The sequence below is a fragment of the Neisseria sp. HMSC066H01 genome, from assembly GCF_001837375.1.
GTDB lineage: Bacteria > Pseudomonadota > Gammaproteobacteria > Burkholderiales > Neisseriaceae > Neisseria.
Genome location: NZ_KV832193.1, coordinates 50,072 through 70,567, shown reverse-complemented (window position 1 = coordinate 70,567; position 20,496 = coordinate 50,072). Strand labels below are relative to the sequence as shown.

The 20,496-nt window shown below is 51.6% G+C and carries 21 protein-coding genes and 1 tRNA gene; 11 read left to right on the top strand and 11 right to left on the bottom strand.

Going from position 1 to position 20,496, the window contains the following annotated elements:
- Positions 1–25: 25 nt before the first annotated feature.
- Positions 26–101 (top strand) — tRNA-Lys (locus HMPREF2551_RS02765).
- 195 nt (positions 102–296) lie between these two features.
- On the opposite strand, the gene HMPREF2551_RS02760 is transcribed toward HMPREF2551_RS02765, so the two are convergent.
- The 5 genes from HMPREF2551_RS02760 to HMPREF2551_RS02740 form a co-directional block, all read right to left on the bottom strand.
- On the bottom strand, positions 297–1,550 hold the full coding sequence (locus tag HMPREF2551_RS02760; protein WP_070837029.1) for an ABC transporter permease: 1,254 nt from the start codon (positions 1,548–1,550) through the stop codon (positions 297–299).
- Positions 1,547–2,461, bottom strand: coding sequence for an ABC transporter ATP-binding protein (locus HMPREF2551_RS02755; RefSeq protein WP_070837028.1), 915 nt, complete (start codon positions 2,459–2,461; stop codon positions 1,547–1,549). The genes HMPREF2551_RS02760 and HMPREF2551_RS02755 overlap by 4 nt, the downstream gene beginning before the upstream one ends.
- Positions 2,462–2,488: 27 nt before the next feature.
- Complete coding sequence (locus tag HMPREF2551_RS02750; RefSeq protein ID WP_070837027.1) at positions 2,489–3,232, bottom strand: SH3 domain-containing protein; 744 nt, start codon at positions 3,230–3,232, stop codon at positions 2,489–2,491.
- An 80-nt stretch (positions 3,233–3,312) separates the two neighbouring features.
- Entirely contained in the window at positions 3,313–4,311 is a 999-nt protein-coding gene (locus HMPREF2551_RS02745) for a BtrH-related acyltransferase DarH (protein WP_070837026.1), read from the bottom strand.
- A gap of 71 nt (positions 4,312–4,382) precedes the next feature.
- Positions 4,383–5,231, bottom strand: coding sequence for an RnfABCDGE type electron transport complex subunit B (locus tag HMPREF2551_RS02740; RefSeq protein ID WP_070837025.1), 849 nt, complete (start codon positions 5,229–5,231; stop codon positions 4,383–4,385).
- Between HMPREF2551_RS02740 and HMPREF2551_RS02735 the strand changes: the two genes are divergently transcribed.
- Together HMPREF2551_RS02735 and HMPREF2551_RS02730 are read left to right on the top strand one after the other, a co-directional pair.
- Entirely contained in the window at positions 5,232–5,411 is a 180-nt protein-coding gene (locus tag HMPREF2551_RS02735; RefSeq protein ID WP_070837024.1) for a hypothetical protein, read from the top strand.
- Between the two features lie 6 nt (positions 5,412–5,417).
- Positions 5,418–5,885 carry a YchJ family protein gene (locus tag HMPREF2551_RS02730; RefSeq protein ID WP_070837023.1) on the top strand — a complete coding sequence of 156 codons (468 nt, stop codon included), beginning with the start codon at positions 5,418–5,420 and terminating at the stop codon, positions 5,883–5,885.
- A gap of 264 nt (positions 5,886–6,149) precedes the next feature.
- Here the strand turns inward: HMPREF2551_RS02730 and HMPREF2551_RS02725 are convergent, their stop codons facing one another.
- Positions 6,150–6,938, bottom strand: a complete 789-nt coding sequence (locus HMPREF2551_RS02725) for an inositol monophosphatase family protein (protein WP_003748211.1) — start codon at positions 6,936–6,938, stop codon at positions 6,150–6,152.
- A gap of 166 nt (positions 6,939–7,104) precedes the next feature.
- Here HMPREF2551_RS02725 and HMPREF2551_RS02720 point away from each other — a divergent pair, with 166 nt between their 5' ends.
- The 4 genes from HMPREF2551_RS02720 (at position 7,105) to HMPREF2551_RS02705 (ending at position 9,951) form a co-directional block, all read left to right on the top strand.
- The gene (locus tag HMPREF2551_RS02720) at positions 7,105–7,830 is read left to right on the top strand and encodes a 16S rRNA (uracil(1498)-N(3))-methyltransferase (protein WP_070837022.1); all 726 of its coding nucleotides are present in this window, start codon (positions 7,105–7,107) and stop codon (positions 7,828–7,830) included.
- 107 nt (positions 7,831–7,937) lie between these two features.
- On the top strand, positions 7,938–8,228 hold the full coding sequence (locus tag HMPREF2551_RS02715; RefSeq protein WP_003748215.1) for an acyl carrier protein: 291 nt from the start codon (positions 7,938–7,940) through the stop codon (positions 8,226–8,228).
- A complete protein-coding gene (locus HMPREF2551_RS02710; RefSeq protein ID WP_070837021.1) occupies positions 8,225–9,283 on the top strand; it encodes a beta-ketoacyl synthase N-terminal-like domain-containing protein in 1,059 nt (352 codons plus the stop codon). The genes HMPREF2551_RS02715 and HMPREF2551_RS02710 overlap by 4 nt, the downstream gene beginning before the upstream one ends.
- Positions 9,265–9,951 (top strand): hypothetical protein, encoded by a 687-nt coding sequence (locus tag HMPREF2551_RS02705; protein ID WP_070837020.1) that lies wholly within the window; start codon positions 9,265–9,267, stop codon positions 9,949–9,951. The genes HMPREF2551_RS02710 and HMPREF2551_RS02705 overlap by 19 nt, the downstream gene beginning before the upstream one ends.
- Before the next feature lie 109 nt (positions 9,952–10,060).
- Here the strand turns inward: HMPREF2551_RS02705 and HMPREF2551_RS02700 are convergent, their stop codons facing one another.
- The 3 genes from HMPREF2551_RS02700 to cyaY form a co-directional block, all read right to left on the bottom strand.
- Positions 10,061–11,443: a hypothetical protein gene (locus HMPREF2551_RS02700; protein ID WP_070837019.1), complete on the bottom strand. Its 1,383-nt coding sequence runs from the start codon at positions 11,441–11,443 to the stop codon at positions 10,061–10,063.
- Positions 11,444–11,629: 186 nt separating this feature from the next.
- Entirely contained in the window at positions 11,630–12,136 is a 507-nt protein-coding gene (luxS, locus tag HMPREF2551_RS02695; protein ID WP_070837018.1) for an S-ribosylhomocysteine lyase, read from the bottom strand.
- 54 nt (positions 12,137–12,190) lie between these two features.
- On the bottom strand, positions 12,191–12,514 hold the full coding sequence (gene cyaY, locus HMPREF2551_RS02690) for an iron donor protein CyaY (RefSeq protein WP_049323082.1): 324 nt from the start codon (positions 12,512–12,514) through the stop codon (positions 12,191–12,193).
- A gap of 71 nt (positions 12,515–12,585) precedes the next feature.
- Between cyaY and HMPREF2551_RS02685 the strand changes: the two genes are divergently transcribed.
- Positions 12,586–12,756, top strand: coding sequence for an LPS translocon maturation chaperone LptM (locus HMPREF2551_RS02685; RefSeq protein ID WP_070837323.1), 171 nt, complete (start codon positions 12,586–12,588; stop codon positions 12,754–12,756).
- A gap of 17 nt (positions 12,757–12,773) precedes the next feature.
- Positions 12,774–13,994: a diaminopimelate decarboxylase gene (lysA, locus tag HMPREF2551_RS02680; RefSeq protein WP_070837017.1), complete on the top strand. Its 1,221-nt coding sequence runs from the start codon at positions 12,774–12,776 to the stop codon at positions 13,992–13,994.
- 102 nt (positions 13,995–14,096) lie between these two features.
- Here the strand turns inward: lysA and HMPREF2551_RS02675 are convergent, their stop codons facing one another.
- Both HMPREF2551_RS02675 and HMPREF2551_RS02670 read right to left on the bottom strand, forming a co-directional pair.
- Complete coding sequence (locus HMPREF2551_RS02675) at positions 14,097–14,324, bottom strand: SlyX family protein (protein ID WP_070837016.1); 228 nt, start codon at positions 14,322–14,324, stop codon at positions 14,097–14,099.
- Position 14,325: 1 nt separating this feature from the next.
- Complete coding sequence (locus HMPREF2551_RS02670; protein ID WP_070837015.1) at positions 14,326–15,699, bottom strand: Na+/H+ antiporter family protein; 1,374 nt, start codon at positions 15,697–15,699, stop codon at positions 14,326–14,328.
- 349 nt (positions 15,700–16,048) lie between these two features.
- Here HMPREF2551_RS02670 and HMPREF2551_RS02665 point away from each other — a divergent pair, with 349 nt between their 5' ends.
- Both HMPREF2551_RS02665 and adhE read left to right on the top strand, forming a co-directional pair.
- Entirely contained in the window at positions 16,049–17,368 is a 1,320-nt protein-coding gene (locus HMPREF2551_RS02665; protein ID WP_070837014.1) for an MFS transporter, read from the top strand.
- 319 nt (positions 17,369–17,687) lie between these two features.
- Positions 17,688–20,303, top strand: coding sequence for a bifunctional acetaldehyde-CoA/alcohol dehydrogenase (gene adhE, locus HMPREF2551_RS02660; RefSeq protein ID WP_070837013.1), 2,616 nt, complete (start codon positions 17,688–17,690; stop codon positions 20,301–20,303).
- The last annotated feature ends 193 nt before the right edge of the window (positions 20,304–20,496 follow it).

Sequence of the window (20,496 nt, the reverse complement as noted above, 5' to 3'; positions counted from 1 at the left end):
CCATCTCTATAATGCACAGCTTATCGGGTCGTTAGCTCAGTCGGTAGAGCAGCGGACTTTTAATCCGTTGGTCGAGCGTTCGAATCGCTCACGACCCACCAAATATGAAAAACCTGTTTTGAAAAAAGCAGGTTTTTTTACGTTTGGGTTTTAGAATTTTGTTGAGCATATTTTGTTATTGAAACAATCCATAGCACATCAAGCATCAGGCCGTCTGAAAGATATTTTCAGACGGCCTGAAGTTTTATAGGAATGGTTTTGAGAAATAAGTTTGTCTACTTAGGGCGGACAAACGTTTAAAACCTAACCTGAGTTTGCAACTGCCTACGATAAACCAATACGGCAGCAGTCAGCGTGGCAAAAGAGAACGCAGACATTAGAAGTAGATAACGGCTGATCCCGTCCAGTCCGCTGCGGTTGAGCAGCAGTTCTTGAAAAGCTTTCAAGCCCCATGCCATCGGGGAAATCCAAGTGAGTTGCTGCATGGTTTCGGGCATGACGTGTGCAGGCACCATAATGCCGCCGATTGCCGCCATCAGGATAATGCCGCCGCCGCCGAGGACGACGGCGTGTTCGGTGGATTTGGCGCAGACGCTGATTAATAGCGCGTAGCCGAGTGCGGCGGCGCTGACGGCGGCGGACAGCAGCGCGTAGGGAACAAGGCTGCCGTTGAGTATGAGGGCGGGCACGCCGATTTCGGGCAGCAGGTAGCGGCCGAGCAGCAGCATTCCGACAAATTGAAGCTGGTTAATCAGGAAATAGGGGACGAGTTTGGCGGCAATCAGGCCGGACGCGGAGGCGCGGGCGAGACGCAGGCGGGTGATGGTGTTGGTCTGGCGTTCCAGCGCCATGACGTTCGACAGCGGTATCATGATGAAAAACATACCGAAAATCAGCCATGCGGGAACGCTGTGCTGTACGGCGTTGGGTTTTTCCACCGTGCCGCTGCCTGCGCTCAGATAGTGTTCTTCCAGCATTTTTTTATCTAAAAAGCTGCGCACGGCGGCGAATTGTTCGTCGTTTTTTTCATCGACTTTTTTCTGGATGTCTTTGCGGATGGAACGGGGCAGTTTTTTATTGTCGATTTTGATGCCGTCGTTGTTGTCGAAATAGGCGTCCAGCCGCGTTTGGGTGTAGTGCTGCTGCAAAACGCCTTTGACCGCCGCCAGCCATGAAGGCTCGGTATCAGGCGGTACATAGATTTGCAGGGCTTTGTCGTCGGCGATTTTGCCGGAAGCGGGGTTCGGGTTGAGCAGCACCAGTTGGAAACGTTTGTCGTGCAGGCCATTTTGCGCGTCGGTCAGTTTTTCAGACGGCATCCGCGTAACATGAATCTGCTCTTTTTCCAATGCGGCGGCCAGCGCGGTATTGACGCTGTCGTCTGCCGCGCCGACCAGCGCGATGCGGCTGTCGGTGTGCGGGTCTTGGTCGCGGCTCAGCGCCAACGACATAATCAGCATGAAGGCGATGGGCATCACAAACAGCACGGCCAAACCGTGCAGGTCGCGGCAGAGCAGTTTGAGTTCTTTGAGGAGGGAGGAAGTCGTCATTGTGGATTTTGCTTATCTGTTGCCGGCTCGTCTTTACGCAGGAAATCAAGGTAAAACGTTTCCAGTGAGCCGTGTCCCTGCTGGAAGTAGCGGATTTGCGCGCCGCTTTGTTGCAGGGCGGCGTAAACGGCGGCGGCATCGTGCGCCGTTTCCATCATGCCGCGGCTGTCCACTTGCTTTGCACCCAAAGCAGCCAGCGTTTGAGGCGGCAGCGGCGGTTCGACGGTAAAGCGCACGACGCCTGTTTGCGTGCTTAGAAGCTCGTCCAAACCGCCGTGGTACACCAGTTTGCCGTGTTGCAGCAGCGCGATTTTGCCGCAAAGCTGTTCGATTTCCGACAGATAGTGCGAGGTATAAACCACTGTTACTCCCTGCCGCGTCAAATCCGCCACGCTGTCGAGGATAAAGCGGCGCGACTGCGGGTCGATGCCGACCGTGATTTCGTCAAGAAACACCAATTGCGGCGTGTTAATCAGGCCGATGGCAAAATTCAGACGACGTTTAAGCCCGCCCGAAAGATGCTTCGCCGCTTTGTTTTTATGGATGGTCAGGTCGGTCTGTTCCAACAGCGCGTTCAGACGGCCTTTGTCGCGCACTTTGTAAAGCGAGGCGAAAAACAGCAGGTTGTCCCACACAGAAAGCTGCGGATAAAACGCGAAATCCTGCGGCACCAAACCGATTTTCTGCCGCTCACTGCGGCTTAATAGGCGCAACGGCTTGCCGTCAAACAAAATTTCGCCCTGCCGTACTTCCTGCAAGCCGGCCAAAAGCGACATCAGCGTCGTTTTTCCCGCACCGTTGTGGCCGAGCAGCCCCAAACATTCGCCGTCGGCAATGTCGAACGACACATTGTCCAGCGCGGCGGTTTCAGCTTTGGGATAACGGTGGGAGAGGGATTGGATTTGAATCATGGTTTCAGACGGCCTTTCGAGCGATATTTAAATCGCAGCATTCCATAAATAGCGGCGCTGGAATTTGCCGTCCTTAAATATAAAGCAGACATCGAAACTACCGGCTCCCGAACTTTGTCTGCCGAACAGATAAAGCGTCTTGTCGGTGTGGCGGTAATAGGCTTCCCAGCGTTGATATACATTGCTGCCGCGTGCGGTGGCGGCAAAATCGGGTGAGAACAGTCCTTGCAGTTCGGCAGCGGGAACCGCTTGACCGTTTAGCGTGATACGTTCAAGCGCAAATACGCTTTTGGGAATGTCGTTCTCTGTACCATAGAAAGGTTTGCCTTGATAGAGCCGCGCGGTGTATTTGTCTTTGTTGATGCCCGAGAAGTCGCTGAGTTTTGGATGGATGCGGCGGGCAACGATGTGTACCGTTTGTCCGCTACCGGACAAAGTCAGAGTATCGTCATGACCGGATTGTTCGCGCAGGCGGACGAAGTTTTTGTCGGAGGCAGGAAATATCAGACGGCTGTAATGGATGAAACCGTAGTCTTCTGCGGCAGGTTGTTGCAGCTGGGCAGTACAGAAACTCAGGCTGCCTTCACCGCCGTCACCCAAACATTCCAACGGCGTACCGTTGGGAATTTTTGCCAAAACTTTGGCATTCAAATCGGGGCTTTCGCGTAAGTTGGTATGTCCGTCGGCATCATGAACCAAGGCAAAGCCGTTTTGCGGCGCGGCATGGGTTAAGGTGGAACACAAAAATAAGACAGTAGCTAGGTAACGCATTTTTAATTTCTTTTAGTTTTCAGACAGCCTGAATGTCAAAATAATTCACGGTAGATTAATCGGGATCGAATAAATCCTGATTATTTCAATAATCCCCGCCATAACGCTTCTTCATCATCCGCAATTTTGCGCAGAAATTCAGCAATGTTGCGGTAGCCGTTTTCGGACGGTTTTTTGCACTGTTTCACGCACATGGCTGCGAATTGGCGCCATTGGTCGCCGATGGCGGTCATTTGTTCCGAGGCCGTCTGAAATGCAGGTTCGTTGCAGATATGGGCTGCTTGTTCGAGGAAGTAGGCGTAGATGTAGCGGAACCCTGCGCCGCCGGTGCCGATTTCTTCCTGCATCCGCACCAAATGGCCGAGAAACAGTTTTTGGTATTTGTCGTTTTGTTTGGCAGGCAGGGATTCGATTTTTTTGGCCAGCGTGCGGATGCCTTTGACGCCGATGAAAAAGACCGGCGCGAGCATGTGTTTGGCGTTTTTGCGTATGGCTTTGCGGATAATGGCGGGCAAGTCTGTCATGATTTGTTCAGACGGCCTGTTGTCTTCCAAGGTGTACATCATGCCTTTTGCCGCCAATACGCCTTTGGCGAAGCGCGCCCGCTGCAAATCTTCGGCGGTGCAGCGTTGTACGGTTTCAAATACGGGATCGCTGATGAGGTAGTCGTTGCCGTCTTTGCCGTACACCAAAAGATTGTGTGCGTTGAAATGGAAGCGCATTTGCGGCGGGAAGTAGGGCAGCCAGAAGACGGAGGTTTGCAAACCGGCCAGTTTGCCTGAAGACAGCGCGGCATCCAATGCGGCTTGTCCGCTTTGTGCGTCGGAAAATTTGCGGACGGATAATTTCAGCCCCAATGCTTTGCAGGTGTTTTTGATGATGCTGCGCGGCGCGGTACGGTAGGAAACTAGTGGCATACCGTTTAATTTGATCAGCGGCATCCAGACAAACGTCAGCGCGTGGGCAATGCCGAAAATCATGGCTTCGTCTAAATTGTGGCCATGGTATTTGAGCAGGGTGGACATCACACCGCTTTCGCAATGGGCAGTATGCTGGTGTGGAAATTCTTGTGTGGTCATAAAGTTATTGGTTTTCGTGCAATGTTTTCAGACGGCCTGAAGCGGTCGGAATAGGTTTGTTGTTTTGGAAATCAGCGGGCTTCTTTGGCCGCTTCCTGCTCGGCTTTGTAGCGGCGCAGAAATTCGATGGCGGCAGCTTTTTCGGCTTCGTTGCCGTATTTGGCATCACGTTGGGCGCGGCGCAGTTCGGCGCGTTCTTTGGCTTCTTCGATTTGGCGCGCTTTGAAGTCTTCGCGGTTGTCGGAGGAAACGAGTTTGTCCTGCTGCGATTGCGCTTTGGCCATGGCTTTGGCAATCAAATCCATGGGGTTGAATGCGGCGCTTGGTGCGGCTGTTCGGGTTTGCGCCTGTGCGGCCTGTTTGGCTTTGACGGCGGCTTCGCGTTGCGCCAGCAGGGCTTTGCGTTCGGCATCGTCGCGCTGTTTGCGCGCGGTATGGCGTTCAAAACGGCTTTGCGCGTGTTCGGCGGCGGCAAAGCGCGGTTCGGCAGAGGTGCTGAAACGGCGTGCGGCCGGCAGGAAGGGCTGCGATACGGGAACCATGTCGATGCAGTCAACGGGGCAGGGGGTAACGCATAAGCCGCAGCCGGTGCATTCGTCGCTGATGACGGTGTGCATCAGTTTGGACGCGCCCATAATGGCATCGACAGGGCAGGCGCGGATGCAGGCGGTACAGCCGATACAGACGGCTTCGTCAATCAGGGCTACGGCTTTGATTTGTGTTTTTGCCGGCGCGAGGTAGGGCTTGCCCAACAGGTCGGCCAGGTCTTTCATGACGGTTTCTCCACCCGGCGCGCACAGGTTTACCGGCGCTTCTCCTGCCGACAGGGCGCGTGCATAGGGTAAGCAGCCTTCATAGCCGCACTCACGGCATTGGGTTTGCGGCAACAGGCGGCTGATGCTTTGGATGGGAATGGTCATATGGATAATCAAAATCGAAAAGGCGCATTATATCAGATTGTTGCGTTTATTTTAGCGAAACTCTCTACGCTTATTTTAGTGAAATTTACCACGCTCGTTTTAGCGAAACTTGCTACGCTCATTTTCAGACGGCCTGAGTCGGGTTTGCGTTATAATTTTGAAATAGATTTATTTGGGTAATTAGGAATGGCGGCTACACTTTGCCCCTGTCAGTCGGGGCATGTTTATACGGAATGTTGCGCACCATTTCATGCGCGTGAGGCGGCGGCTTCGACGGCGGAAGAGTTGATGCGCTCGCGTTACAGTGCGTATGTTTTGCAGGAAATCGACTATATCGTGGACACGACCGTCCCTGCGCAGCAGAATTTGTTGGACAAGCAGGATTTGGCGGCATGGAGTCAGCAGACGCAGTGGTTGGGATTGAAGGTTATCCGTCATGTGCCGTTTGGTAAGCTGCATGCTTTGGTCGAGTTTGAGGCGTATTTTGAAGAGAACGGGCAAACCGAGTGCCATCATGAGTTGTCGGCGTTTGTGAAAATAGACGGGCGTTGGTATTTTATTGATCCGACCGTTGCTTTGCCGACGATGAAACAGCCTTGTTTGTGCGGTTCGGGCAAAAAGTTTAAGGCGTGTTGCGGACAGTTTTTCAAGTAATGATGTGAACAGGCCGTCTGAACATTCAGACGGCCTGAGCTGTTTTTGCAGATAAAAAAAACCATTCATACTAAGGGAGAAGTATGAATGGCCAATACATTGCGGGAAAACGTCTTACTTGCTGCACCGCCCAAAAGGGATGAAAGAGCGGTGTTGTGTCAGCAATTGGTATTCTACCGTTTTTAGTATTAAATGCTGTTAAGAAGTGAAATTATTTCAATAAATTGCAAGATAATCGTGATATTTTGAAGATAAACGGTATTTTCACTGATTTTCGCGAATCCATTTCACCCATTGTTTGAACAGCTCGGGTTGCAAAGCGGCGATGACGGAACGCTTGAAAACATGCTCGCCGCTCCAGAAATCATCGCCTTCCAAAGTGGTCAGGCAGCCGCCGGCTTCTTCAAAAATCAATGCGCCGGCAGCGTAGTCCCACAGTTTTTGTCCGCCGTGGATGTAAATATCGTAGCGGCCGCTGGCAAGATAGCACCAGTCGAGCGTGCTGCTGCCCATGCTGCGTATCGTGCCGAATGGGGCGAGGGTGTTCATGCGGCTGGCGAGTTTGCCCGAGCGCAGGTATTTGATTTCCACGCCGGCAATGGATTCGCTGAGTTTTTTTTCTACCGAACGCAGCGGCAGCGGCGTACCGTTGAGAAATGCGCCTTTGCCGTGTTCGGCATAGAAACATTCGCCGCTGACCGGATTGTAAATCACACCCAGCTCGGTGCGCCCGTTTTTAACCAGTGCGACGGATACGGCAAAATGCGGCAAACCGTTGACGAAGTTATTTGTGCCGTCGATGGGGTCGACAATCCACAGGCCGTCTGAATGTTCGTTCCACAAACGGGTTTGCTCCTGAACGCTCATCTCTTCGCCCAACATCGGACAATCTTCCAATAAGGGCAGGGCGGCGGCAAAAGCGGTTTGTGCGGCCAAATCTGCTTCACTCAAAACCGAACCGTCTTCCTTGCGTCGTGACGGCGTGTTCAGAAAACGCGGCATGACTTCGGTTTGGGCGATGTGGCGGACGACTTTCTGTAAACGGTATAGCACGGCATATCCTTGTTTTTTGCAGTTTTGCGCGACAGTGGATTAAAATTCGGGAAGTTTTCAAATTATAGTGGATGAAAGCGAAAGCAGGCAGGAGCATGTCGCCGCGTTTCAACTTCATTCATGAAATTTTAAATTTAAATTATATACATGAATAAAGCAGGAAACCATGCCCCGATTTTATGTTGATTTTGCCTTAAGCCCCGACAGCGTGGTCGAATTGCCCGATAATGTGGTGCGCCATCTGAATGTATTGCGCGTGAAAAATACGGAAGAAATCGTGTTGTTCAACGGCAATGGCAAGTCATATCCGGCTTTGCCCGAAGTTTTGGAAAAACGCCGCGTCAGCGTGCGGATTTTGCGTGAAGAGTCAACGGACAACGAATCGCCGCTGAACATTACGTTGGTGCAGGCGGTATCCGCTGCCGAGCGCATGGATTTCACTTTGCAGAAAAGCGTGGAATTGGGCGTGGCAGAAATTCGCCCGGTCATCAGCGAACGCTGTGTCGTGCGCTTAAGCGGTGAGCGCGCTGAAAAGCGGGTGGCGCGTTGGCAGGAAATCGTTGTTTCGGCGTGTGAACAAAGCGGCCGCAATATTGTGCCGAAGGTTTTGCCGCTGACGACTTATGCCCAGGCATTGCGGCAGTTGCCGCAGGAAACGACCAAACTGTTAATGAGCTTGAACCGCGCTCAAAAGCTAAGTGATGTTCGGCCGCAATCCGGCAAAGTCGTGTTTATGGTCGGCCCGGAAGGCGGCTGGACGGAGAAGGAAGAGCAACAGGCGTTTGATGCCGGTTTTCAATCCGTTACGCTCGGCAAACGGGTGTTGCGTACCGAAACCGCCTCACTTGCGGCCATCGCTGCCATGCAGACGCTTTGGGGCGATTTTGCATAAAGTTTGGGTCGTCTGAAAACGAGCGTAGCGAGTTTCGCTAAAACGAGTGTAACGAGTTTCGCTCAAACAAGCTGTTGCGTCATGAGATAAAAATGGGAGTTTAAAAAATGTCTTACACCTTTACGCTGGCCGAGCACGAGCTGGAAGCGGAATTGAAAAAGTTAATCGTGCAAGAGGCCGATAAGGCCGACGATGTGGATATGGATGATTTCACCGACGATGCACTTTTGTTTGGTGATGACAGTCCGGTCGGTTTGGATTCGCTTGATGCGCTGCAAATCAGCGTTGCCTTGCAACAGTATTTCCAAGTGCGCCTGCAGGGCGACCGTATGGTGCGCAAACATATGATGTGCGTACGCGATTTGGCGGCGTTTATCCGCGCGGAGCATGGCGCGTGAGTTGGGTTTGCGGTACGGCGGCCACGTCTGCCTTGAATCCGCAAACGGATTTCAGACGGCCTGATGCGGTGTCTTATGCGTTTTTAAACCAGCCGCAGCAGGCTGCTTATTTCCGTGCATTTGCCGGCAACCACTTGGGGCGGAAGGAACTTGCGGATATTTCCGAACAACATTTGCGCCGAGCCGCCGAACAGGCAGGCTGGCCGTCTGAAAGTTGGCATGATGCGCCGGTGTTTATCGGTTCCAGTTCCTATTCCATCTCCGAATATGAAAATGACTATCTTGCGGGCAATAGGGCGGCAGAAGAACACAGTCTGCTTTATCTTGCCGAAGATTTGCGCCGTCGCAGCGGCAATCGGCAGATTTTCAGTTTCGCTACTGCCTGCACTTCATCCGCCCATGCGCTGATTCAGGCAGATAATTGTTTGCGCGGCGGGGCGGAGCGTGCCTTTGTGCTTGGCATTGAAAACCTCAACCGGCTGACTTTGCTGCATTTTCACAGCTTGGGTTTGCTGGCCGAGCAGTATCAGCCTTTTGGCGGAAACGGTTTGATTTTAGGCGAAGGTGTTGCCGCACTTGCCTTGTCTTCCGTCGCGCCCGAATCTTCTTCAGGCCGTCTGAAACTTATCGGACATGCCGCCAATACAGGTAATGACCTGATTCAAAGCGATGGCCAAGCGCAGGAGCAGGTGATGCGCCGTGCTTTGGATGTTGCAGGCATTGCTCCTGAAAATATTGCAGCCGTTAAAACACACGGCATCGGTACGGCTGACAGCGATGCCGCCGAATTGGCCGCGCTGGAAAATATATTCGGTACGCTGCCGCCTCTGATGGCGTTCAAGCCGCAAATCGGACACACGCTTGGCGCCACGGCAGCCCTTGAAACAGTCCTGCTTTTATCCGCTTTAAAACAAGGCAAAAGCAGCGATTATCAGGGACGGGAAATTCGTTTTTCCGAGTGCGCGGCTTCACCAAAAGGCGGCTTTTTCTGTTTGGCCAATCAGTTTGGCTTTGGCGGCAGCAACACATCTTTGGTATGGCAATGGCAACTGTAAATCCTCATATCCGCATTACCGCCGCCGTGCGTTTTGATACGGACGCCAGCACCGGCGGTAAAATCCTTAAACAAACGTTAAAGCAGCAAAGCGATATAGACACCCGCCGCCTCAGCCGTTTGAGTTTGATTGCCGCGCTTGGTGCAGGGCAACTGAAAGAGCAATGCAAAATTCATTCTGATTGCGCCGTTTTTCTCGGTACGCCGTTTTCTTCGCCATCCGTGTTTGAAAAAATGGCGGATAATGTGCTGAACCATCACGCCGCGATGCCGTTTGACTTCATTGCCAACCTGCACAACTCCCCCGTTTTTCATGCCGCGCAAGCGTTAGGCACGCATGGTGCAACTTTGGTCGTTGCTGCCGACAATAATATGGATACCTGCTTTCATCCATTGTTGCTGGCGATGCAATCTTTGCAAAATGGCGGTCAAGCTGCGGTTGGCTGGGTATATGAACATCAAGCAGCTCATGCCGATACTCATGAAGGCAGTATTTGGATTTTGCTTGAAGTCGGTGTAGAACAGGGTGTTCCCGTTGAGTTGAATAATGAAGGAATGCAGCCTGAGAGGCCGTCTGAAAAGCCGCAATATTATTGGCAAGATATCGCCGATTGGATAGAAAAAGTGATGGCGTGCGAGGGTAGGGATGTGAAGAAGTGTACTTTGTGATGGGAGAAATGATTTTAACGAAAGGGTTTGTCTGTTGAGATAAACAGGTTTACGCCATTAAAAAGGCCGTCTGAAAAACTTTCAGACGGCCTTTTTTCATTACAACCAATCAACGGGACATCTCGCCTTGAATCGCACGGATATTCGCTTTACGGGCGTTGATGGTGCGGGTCAGTTGTTGGATTTTAATTTGGTCGCCTTTTTGTTTGGCCGCATTCAGCTGTGTTTGAAGGCGGGTAATAGCGGCCTGTTCGTTGCGTACTTCGGTCTGCAATATTTGTTTGCGGGTTTCCTTAGGACTTGGCTTAGGTGCCGGCGTAACCACAGGGGCAGTGCGGATCACAGGGGCTTTGTATTTGCTGTATGAAGAAGCGCGTGATTTGCCCGGACGGTTGCGCAAGATAATATTCAGACGCGGATTGGCGGCTTCGGCTGTGTTGGTTACGCTGGTAATCGGAATATGGGGCAGAATTTTGATATCGTTGTAAACATTGCTCGGATCGAACGGAATATCGGCAGCCGGCTTATATGCCTTAGGGAAAGGCGTTTGCGCAGAGGTTTTGCTTTGATCTACCGGGGAAACCGTTGCAGCCGGTTTATTTGGTACATTTGATTCTACTGTTGGCGTAACAACGGTTTTAATCGTTTGTTCGTTAGCCGTGTTTGTGACGGCTGTTTTTACAGTTTTGGTGTTTTTTTCATTACGTCGGGTCGGAGTTTGGGCTTTGCCTTTACGCTTGGTTTCAACTTTGATAGGTGTTTTGTCAAGTGTTTCATCTGAGGCAGTTACGGTTTGGTTATTTTGTTTGGCCGTAGTGCGATCAGGTGTTTTCGGTAAAACAACAGGATTCTGAATAATTGTTTGGGGGGATTGAATCGCAGATGCTGTCGGGTGGGTTTGCGTAATAGGAATGGTAATGGAGTCGGGTATATTGTTTGGAGTTTGATCTGCAGCAGTTTGAGGCTGTGTGGTATCAGGCATGACGTTGAGAACGTCAGTAGTGTCAATTTCAGGTTTTATTGTAGATAGGGTTGTATCACCGAGAATGGCAAGGCCATCAGCAACATTTTTATCAATTTGAGAAGTTAGACGTGCTTGTGCCATCGGAATGGAAATAGGTGCAGGGATACCGTTTTCATTTCGAACAGCTATAACAGGGGTTTGTACAGCAGGTGTTGCATGGGGGGTATTGATGTAGTCGGCGGCGGTGGCTTTGAATTCCGTTGTCTGTACTGTTTTTAAAATCGGCGTGTCGCTTGGAATTGTAACGGTTTTACCGCTTGCTGTTTCGGATTCGGTGAATACGTTTGGTTCTGCAGCAACGCTGCTTTCCACGGTGTTGTTTGTGTCAACTGCGCGGCAGGTATTGTTGAGTTGGTGTGATGCGTAAACAGTGATGCCTTCAACATTGCAGACATACTCGGCAGCGTTTGCGGCGGCAGGGAAGGTCAGGCTGAAGGCAATAGCGGTTTTGCAGAAAAACGGTTTCATAAAGGCAATAGAATCAGGTTGTTTTTTCAAAGTGCAATTATACTATGTACATTGTCAGCAACCGCCAACTTATTTTTAGGCGGTGTAAAACTGCGGCTGAAAGGTTGAAAATCGAAATAAAAGGTCTTAGGCCGTCTGAAATTTTCTTTCTCTAAAGTTTCAGACGGCCTTTGTTGTCATCGCGTATTAAACGTTCAACAGGCTTTCGTCCAATGTCAGCTCTTCGTTTTTATTGACGGCTACTTTGCGTGCCAAAACGTTTTGGGCGATTTCGTGCGCTTCGGCAAGCGAGTGCATTAAGTAGGTACCGCATTGGTATTCGTTCAACTCGGGGATTTTGCTTTGGTCTTGAACGGTCAAAACATCCTGCATTGAAGCGAGCCATGCGTCAGCCACTTTTTGCTCGTCGGGCGTGCCGATGAGGCTCATGTAGAAACCGGTGCGGCAGCCCATCGGGGAAATGTCGATGATTTCGACGCCGTTGCCGTTTAAGTGGTCGCGCATAAAGCCGGCGAACAAATGCTCCAGCGTGTGAATGCCTTTTTCGGGCAGGATTTCTTTGTTGGGAATGCAAAAACGCAGGTCAAATACGGTAATGGTGTCGCCTTTGGGTGTGGTCATGGTTTTGGCCACGCGTACGGCAGGGGCGTGCATACGGGTGTGGTCGACTTTGAAACTGTCTAGTAGGGGCATTTGGGTATCCTTTGAGGTAAATAGATTTTTAGCGGGTGAGATTTAAAGATTCAATCACAATTCGGCAATATTGACTGCTTCGCCCGAAGCCGCGCTCAGTGCTTCGTTCAAAACATCGTAGAAATCCCGTCCGTCGCGTGTTGCTAGCCATTTGCCGTTTTGCTCTGCGAAATGGTAGCCGCCGCTTTTGGCGGCAATCCACAACTCTTGGTTGGGCGTGTGGCGGTTGACGATGATTTGCGTGCCGTCTTCGGCTTCGATGGTCAGGACGTTTCCGGCAAACTGGCAGTCGAAATCCCAGCCGTTTTCATCGATTTGGTCTTCAATGTGTTCAAACAATTCTTCGCTCAGGCGGATGAATTCGCTTTCGGTCATCATGGCTTTTTGTGTGTTTTTTGTTTAAGATACCGAATCTTGCCACATTCGTAATGATGAAGAAAGTTTTACTGATGAAATACGGCGTATTTTTTGCAGCGGCAACAGCTCTGCTGCTCTCTGCCTGCGGCTACAAAGGCGACCTCTACCTGCCCAGAGAAGGCGACAAGGCGCGCTTCGGCGTGATTCAGACCGGCTTGAAATTCGATACGGCCAAAGAGCCGACCACTCAAACCAACGATTAAAAAAAGACTTCACAAACATGACCTTATCCTGCGAACAAATCCCTTATTCCCACCTTGCCGAGGAATTCGGCACGCCGCTTTATGTGTACAGCAAATCTGCGCTGACCGAGGCGTTTGACAACTACCAAACCGCGTTTGCTGCTTTGAATCCGCTTGTCTGCTACGCGGTTAAAGCGAATGGCAACCTGAGCATCATCAAACACTTTGCTTCTTTGGGGAGCGGTTTTGATATTGTGTCCGGCGGCGAGTTGGCGCGTGTTTTGGCGGCCGGCGGCGATGCGGCGAAAACGATTTTTTCCGGTGTGGGCAAGAGTGAGGCAGAAATTGAATTTGCGCTGAATGCAGGCGTGAAATGCTTCAATATGGAAAGCATTCCTGAAATCGACCGTATTCAGAAAGTTGCTGCGCGTTTGGGTAAAGTCGCTCCGGTTTCCCTGCGCGTCAATCCTGATGTCGATGCCAAAACCCATCCTTATATCTCCACCGGTTTGAAAGCCAATAAATTCGGTATTGCCTATGCCGATGCGCTTGAGGCCTATCGTCATGCTTCCCGACAAAGCCATTTGAAAATCATCGGTATCGACTGCCACATCGGCTCGCAACTGACCGACCTCAGCCCGCTCATCGAAGCCTGCGAACGTATCTTGGCCTTGGTTGACCACCTGGCAGACGAAGGCATTGTGTTGGAACACTTGGACTTGGGCGGCGGTGTCGGCATTGTTTACCAAGACGAAAATGTACCTGATTTGGGTGCGTATGCCAAAGAAGTTCAAAAACTGATCGGTACACGCCGTCTGAAACTGGTTCTCGAGCCTGGCCGCAGCTTGGTTGGTAATGCCGGTGCGTTGTTGACGCGCGTCGAGTTCGTCAAACATGGCGAAGAGAAAAACTTTGTGATGGTCGATGCGGCGATGAACGATTTGATGCGTCCGGCGCTTTATGACGCCTATCATCACATTGAAGCGGTCGAAACCAAAGACATTGAGTCTCTGACGGCCAATATCGTCGGCCCGATTTGCGAAACTGGCGACTTCCTCGGCAAAGACCGCACCATCGCCTGCGAAGAAGGGGATTTACTGCTTATCCGCAGTGCCGGTGCGTATGGTTCAAGCATGGCGAGCAACTACAACACGCGCAACCGTGCGGCGGAAGTATTGGTTGACGGCAGCGGATACAAACTTATCCGCCAACGTGAAACCGTTGAGCAGCAAATGGCCAACGAATTGGCTTGTTTGTAAGGTTTGATTGTTTAAAAGGCCGTCTGAAAGCTTGACTGACTTTCAGACGGCCTTTGTTATAAAAGAAAAGGGCATGTATCCAACACGCCCTTTTTTAGGTTATCAATAATGCGGCGGAATCTCGTCGCGCAGGCTGTACGGTTCGCGTTCGCCGTTTGCTCCTTTGTCCTGTATCCGTTGATACAGAAGCCGCAACTGGCCTTGTTGCAAATCCAAAGCCTGCTGCATCTTGGCGATGGTATCGTTCAGGCTGCCGATTAAATCTTCCTGCAAGGCCGTCTGAATTTCTAGCTCGGTGATGCGGTGTTCCAATTCCTGAATATCGCTCATATTACAGTACCATCGCGGCAATCCAGCCAGCAACCATCAGCGGGATATTGTAGTGGATAAAGGTCGGGATAACCGAATCGCGGATGTGGTCGTGCTGACCGTCGGCATTCAAACCCATGGTCGGGCCGAGCGTTGAGTCGGAAGCAGGGGAGCCTGCATCGCCCAGCGCGCCTGCCGTGCCGACAATGGCCACGGTAGCCATTGGGGAGAACCCCAAGCTGATGCACAAAGGCACATAAATCGCGGTAATAATCGGCAAGGTGGAGAAAGACGAGCCGATGCCCATGGTTACCAGCAGGCCGACAAACAGCATGGTAAAGGCGGCCATGCCTTTATTGCTTCCGAACAAAGCCATGCTGCGTTCGACCAAAGGCTGGATGTCGCCGGTCGCGTTCATAACGGCGGCGAAACCTTGTGCCGCAATCATAATAAAGCCGACCATCGCCATCATTTTGATGCCTTCGCCGAACACATCGCTGGCGGCGGAACGGTTCATCACGCCCAACATCATAAACACGGCAAAGCCCAACATCGCGCCCAATACCAATGAGTTTTCATACAAAAGCTGAATGGCAAAGCACACGGCAATCGCTACGGCCGCCACCAAGCTGCGATAGGTTGACGGCTCTTGCTGCTGCACCGCTTCACGATTGTCTTCCGTATCGGCGGCGTTGTTTTGATAAATGCGCGGCTTGCGGTAGTGCAAAAAGGCCAGCAGCAAACCGGAGAGCATGCCCAAAGCCGGAATCGCCATTGCGTGCATCACATTGATGTTGCCGGTGTCCATGCCTGCCGAGCGGATATTGCCCAACATGATGTCGTTCAAGAAGATGGCGCCGAAACCGTAAGGCAGGAACATATAAGTCGTTACCAAGCCAAACGTAATCACGCAGGCCACCAGGCGGCGGTCGAGTTTCAAACGGTTGAACACCAACAGCAGCGGCGGAATAATCATTGGGATAAACGCGATATGAATCGGCACAACGTTTTGGCTCATCACGCCCATGCACAAAATAATCGCCAGCAGCATCCATTTGACCGCGCCTTCGCCTTTCGCATTGCCTTCGCCGCCGTTGAGCTTGCGGATAATCACGCCGGCGAGCTGTTGCGGCAGGCCGGAATGCGTGATGGCCATGGCAAACGCGCCGAGCATGGCATAAGACAGCGCGATTTGCGCCCCGCCTTTCAGGCCTTCGTTAAAAACAGGAATAATCCCTTGCTGCACCACATCGCCGGCCGCGTTGGTTACATTCTCCAAAGGCATACCGGCCACCAAGCCGCCGACAAACGCGCCGACAGCCAAGCTGAGCACCACATGCACGCGCGATAAAGACAGCGCCAGCATGATGATGACCGCAATTACAACCGCATTCATATCGTTCTCCGTTGTTTCAGACGGCCCGTTATGTAAAAACAGGCAATCGTCTGTTTACATATTACAAATAAACATCATAACCCAAGCATGAAGCCTTTGCAAAAAACGGCAGGCCGTCTGAAAAACGGACCATCGGTTTCAGACGGCCTGCCGTGAACCCTTATTCAGCGTTTTAATATGGCGTGCGGTTCTGGCGATAAAAATAGCCAAAAAACACGCGCTTCCTATTCTTTGCATAGGGTACCAATGTTAAAATCGACACAATGTTTCGGTTTTAGGTTTGTCACTGAAATTAAAGCATTTATTGATAAAACCCAATTCAATCATACACAAACAAAGGAAAGAAGTGATGGATATTCTGACGCGGCTGCACAATCTGCCGCCCTCCCGCTTTCATTACAAACTTCTGGTTTTGGTCGGCATCGGCTGGCTGTTTGATGCCATGGATACAGGCTTGGTGTCGTTTGTATTGCCGGCTTTGGGCAAAGATTGGGCGCTGGCTCCGGCGCAGTTGGGTTGGATTGTCAGCATTGCCTTTGTCGGCATGGCTCTGGGCGCGGTATTCAGCGGCTGGCTGGCGGACAGGTTCGGACGGAAAACCGTTTTTGCCGGTACGATGGTGGTGTACAGCATTGCTACAGGTTTGTGTGCGCTTGCGCCTGATTTGACGGTTTTGCTGGTGTGCCGCTTTTTTGTCGGCGTCGGCTTGGGCGGCCAACTGCCTGTCGCCGTGTCGCTGGTCAGCGAATATGCGCCGCCGAAAGTACGTGGTCGTTTTATTGTGTTGCTGGAAAGCTTTTGGGGCTTGGGCTGGCTCTCGGCCGCGCTGGTGTCTTATTTCTTTATTCCGCAAACCGGCTGGCACAGCGCGTTTTTATTCGGTGCCTTGCCCCTGTTTTATGTGCCGTTGGTGTTGAAATTCGTTCCCGAATCCGTGCCTTACCTGCTTTCCCGCGGCAAAACCGATGAAGCGCACCATTTAGTATCCGTGCTGGAAATACAATCGGGCATCACGCCGCCGACAGAAGCTGTTGCCGCACCGGCCGCCCCGCGCGAACGCATCCGCTTCTTCCAACTTTGGCAACATCCGTTTGCACGGCGCACGCTGATGCTGTGGCTGGTTTGGTTCGGCATCGTGTTTTCGTATTACGGCATTTTCACTTGGTTGCCCAAATTGCTGGTCGAGCAGGGCAATACCGTGGTCAAAACCTTTGAATATGTGCTGGTGATGATTGTTGCGCAACTGCCCGGCTATATAGCCGCCGCGGCTTTGGTGGAAAAAATCGGCCGCAAAGCAACGCTGGCAGGCTTCCTGGCCGCTTGCGCCGCGTGCGCATGGTTTTTCGGGCAAAGCACCACTGCGGCCGAAGTCATGGTCTGGGGCAGCCTGATGTCCTTCTTTAACTTGGGCGCATGGGGCGTTTTGTACACCTACACCCCCGAACTCTACCCTTTGCGCTTCCGTGCCTTCGCATCCGGCTGGGCAGGCGCCATCGGCCGCATCGGCGGCATACTCGCGCCCATGGTGGTGGCGGCGATGGTGGGCAACAGCGGCGGCTTCGGCAATATCTTTATGATGTTTGCCCTGGTTATGCTGCTGATTGTGGCGGTAATCTTGGTATTGGGTGAAGAAACCAAAGGCCGTACGCTGGAAGACATCAGCCAATAAAAGGCATACATAAATCAAAGGCCGTCTGAAAAAGATTTTCAGACGGCCTTTTTCATTTACGTTTGTAATTTTAATACATCTATTTTCTGTTTTTATCTTAATTATCGAGGAAAGCGACGAAGAATGACCGTCTTTGTTTTCGTGTAGATAAAAATATTATACTTCAAAGAATTAAAATGAATAAACGATAAAATGGCCGTCTGAAAAGTTCAATCATGGTTTGTGATGTAGGTCAAAGCAAAATGTAACTAAATTACCTATAGTTATCGTAGTGAAAATTTATTGACTTTATTGCCACCTTTTATTAAGGAGATACACCATGAACGCATCAGCCGACAACGTCGTCAGCCCAGCCGTAGCCGAGGTAAACAGCCTGGTTGACAAGGGTTTACGAGCATTGGACGAGTTTCTTAAGCTCGATCAGGAGCAGATTGACTTTATTGTTGCCAAAGCCTCCATTGCCGCGCTGGACAAACATGGTGTGCTCGCCATGCACGCGGTAGAAGAAACGGGACGCGGCGTGTTTGAGGATAAGGCGACGAAAAACCTGTTTGCCTGCGAAAACGTCGTGCGCCGCCTGCGCGATTTGAAAACCGTGGGCGTCATCAGCGAAAACGATGTAACCGGTATTACTGAAATCGCCGATCCGGTCGGTGTGGTTTGCGGTATCGTGCCGACGACCAATCCGACTTCCACCACCATTTTCAAATCCCTGATTGCACTGAAAACCCGCAATCCGATTATTTTCTCGTTCCACCCGTCCGCCCAGCAGTGTTCCGCCCATGCCGCGCGTATTGTGCGCGATGCGGCGATTGCGGCCGGTGCGCCGGAAAACTGTATCCAGTGGATTGAAAAGCCGTCTATGGAAGGCACTTCCGCGCTGATGAAGCATCCGGGCGTGGCAACGATTTTGGCGACCGGCGGCAATGCGATGGTGGAAGCCGCGTATTCTTGCGGCAAACCTGCGCTCGGCGTCGGGGCGGGCAACGTACCTGCTTATGTTGAAAAAACGGCGGACATCAAACAGGTGGCGCACGATATTGTGATGTCGAAATCTTTCGACAACGGCATGGTGTGTGCCAGCGAGCAGGCGGTGATTGCTGATAAAGAGATTTACAAAGAGTTGGCCGAAGAGTTCAAATCCTACGGCGTGTACTTTGCCAACAAAAAAGAAAAAGCCATGCTCGAAGAGTTTATCTTCGGCGTAACGGCGAATTGCGCCAGCTGCGGCGGGGCGAAACTCAATTCCGCCGTTGTGGGCAAACCGGCAGCATGGATTGCCGAGCAGGCCGGGTTTAAAGTACCTGAAAAAACCAATATCATCATCGCCGAATGCCGCGAAGTCGGCCCGAACGAGCCGTTGACCCGCGAAAAACTTTCGCCCGTTTTGGCCATGATTAAGGCGGATTCGACCGAACAAGGTTTGAAGTTCGCCGAACAAATGGTTGCCTTTGACGGCTTGGGACACTCTGCCGCCATCCATACTGCCGACGAAGAATTGGTCAAAACGTTCGGCTCCCGCGTCAAAGCCCTGCGCGTGATTTGGAATTCGCCTTCCACCTTCGGCGGCATCGGCGACGTGTACAACGCCTTCCTGCCTTCTCTGACCCTCGGTTGCGGCTCTTACGGTAAAAACGCCGTCGGCGGCAACGTCAGTGCAGTCAATCTGTTAAACATCAAAAAAGTAGGCCGTCGGAGAAACAACATGCAATGGTTCAAAGTGCCCGCCAAAATCTATTTTGAACGCGATTCCATCCAATATCTGCAAGACATGAAAGACTGCGAAAAAGTCATGATTGTGACCGACCGTTCGATGGTTGATCTGGGCTTTGTCGATAAAATCACCCACCAACTGCATCAACGCAAAAACAAAGTGACCATCCAGCTGTTTACCGATGTCGAAGCCGATCCGAGCGTCCAAACCGTCTATAAAGGCACGGATTTGATGCGCAGCTTCCAGCCCGACACCATCATCGCTCTGGGCGGCGGTTCGCCAATGGACGCAGCCAAAGCCATGTGGCTCTTCTACGAGCAGCCTCAAGTCGATTTTGAAGACTTGGTACAAAAATTCATGGACATCCGCAAACGTGCCTTCCGCTTCCCTGAATTGGGCCGCAAAGCCAAATTCATCGGCATCCCTACCACATCGGGCACAGGCTCCGAAGTCACGCCGTTTACCGTCATCAGCGACGGCGACAAAAAATACCCCATCGCCGACTACTCGCTGACCCCAACCATTTCGATTGTCGATCCTGCGTTTACCATGACCGTACCGGCAAGCGTAACCGCCGATACCGGTTTGGACGTATTGACCCACGCGGTAGAAGCGTACGTTTCCGTACTGGCGAACGACTTTACAGACGGCCTCGCCCTGCAAGCCATCAAGCTCGTGTTCCAATACCTCGAACGCTCCTACAAACACGGTGCGGCCGATCCAGAAGCGCGCGAGCATATGCACAACGCCTCCACCATCGCAGGCATGGCGTTTGCCAATGCGTTCTTAGGCATCAACCACTCGATGGCACACAAAATCGGCGGCAAATATCACGTTCCGCACGGCCGTGCCAACGCCATCCTGCTGCCGCACGTCATCCGCTACAACGGCACGCGTCCGCAGAAAACCGCCACTTGGCCGAAGTACAACTACTACAAAGCCGATCTGAAATATCAGGAAATCGCCCGTACCTTAGGCCTGCCATGCAGCACACCGGCAGAAGGTGTCGAATCCTTCGCCCGCGCCTGCCATGAACTGGCGGTCAACGTCGGCATCAAAATGTCGTTGAAAGAGCAGGGTATCGATGAGAAAACCTTCCTCGACGGCAGAAAAGAGCTGGCCATGATGTCTTTTGAAGACCAATGCACCCCGGCCAACCCACGCCTCGCGATGGTGGCCGATATGGAAGAAATCCTGACCAAAGCTTATTACGGTGAATAAAATCGGGTAGATAAAAAGGCCGTCTGAAACCTGAATATAGGGTTTCAGACGGCCTTTCTTTATTCGGCTAAACCTTTGTTTTTATCAAAGCGAAGGTTTTCATTTGAATACGATGGTTTAAAAATATCTTTATCACTTTGATTTAATGGTAAACCTTACGTTTAAATAAAATAACGGTTTTAAAAATAAAAGG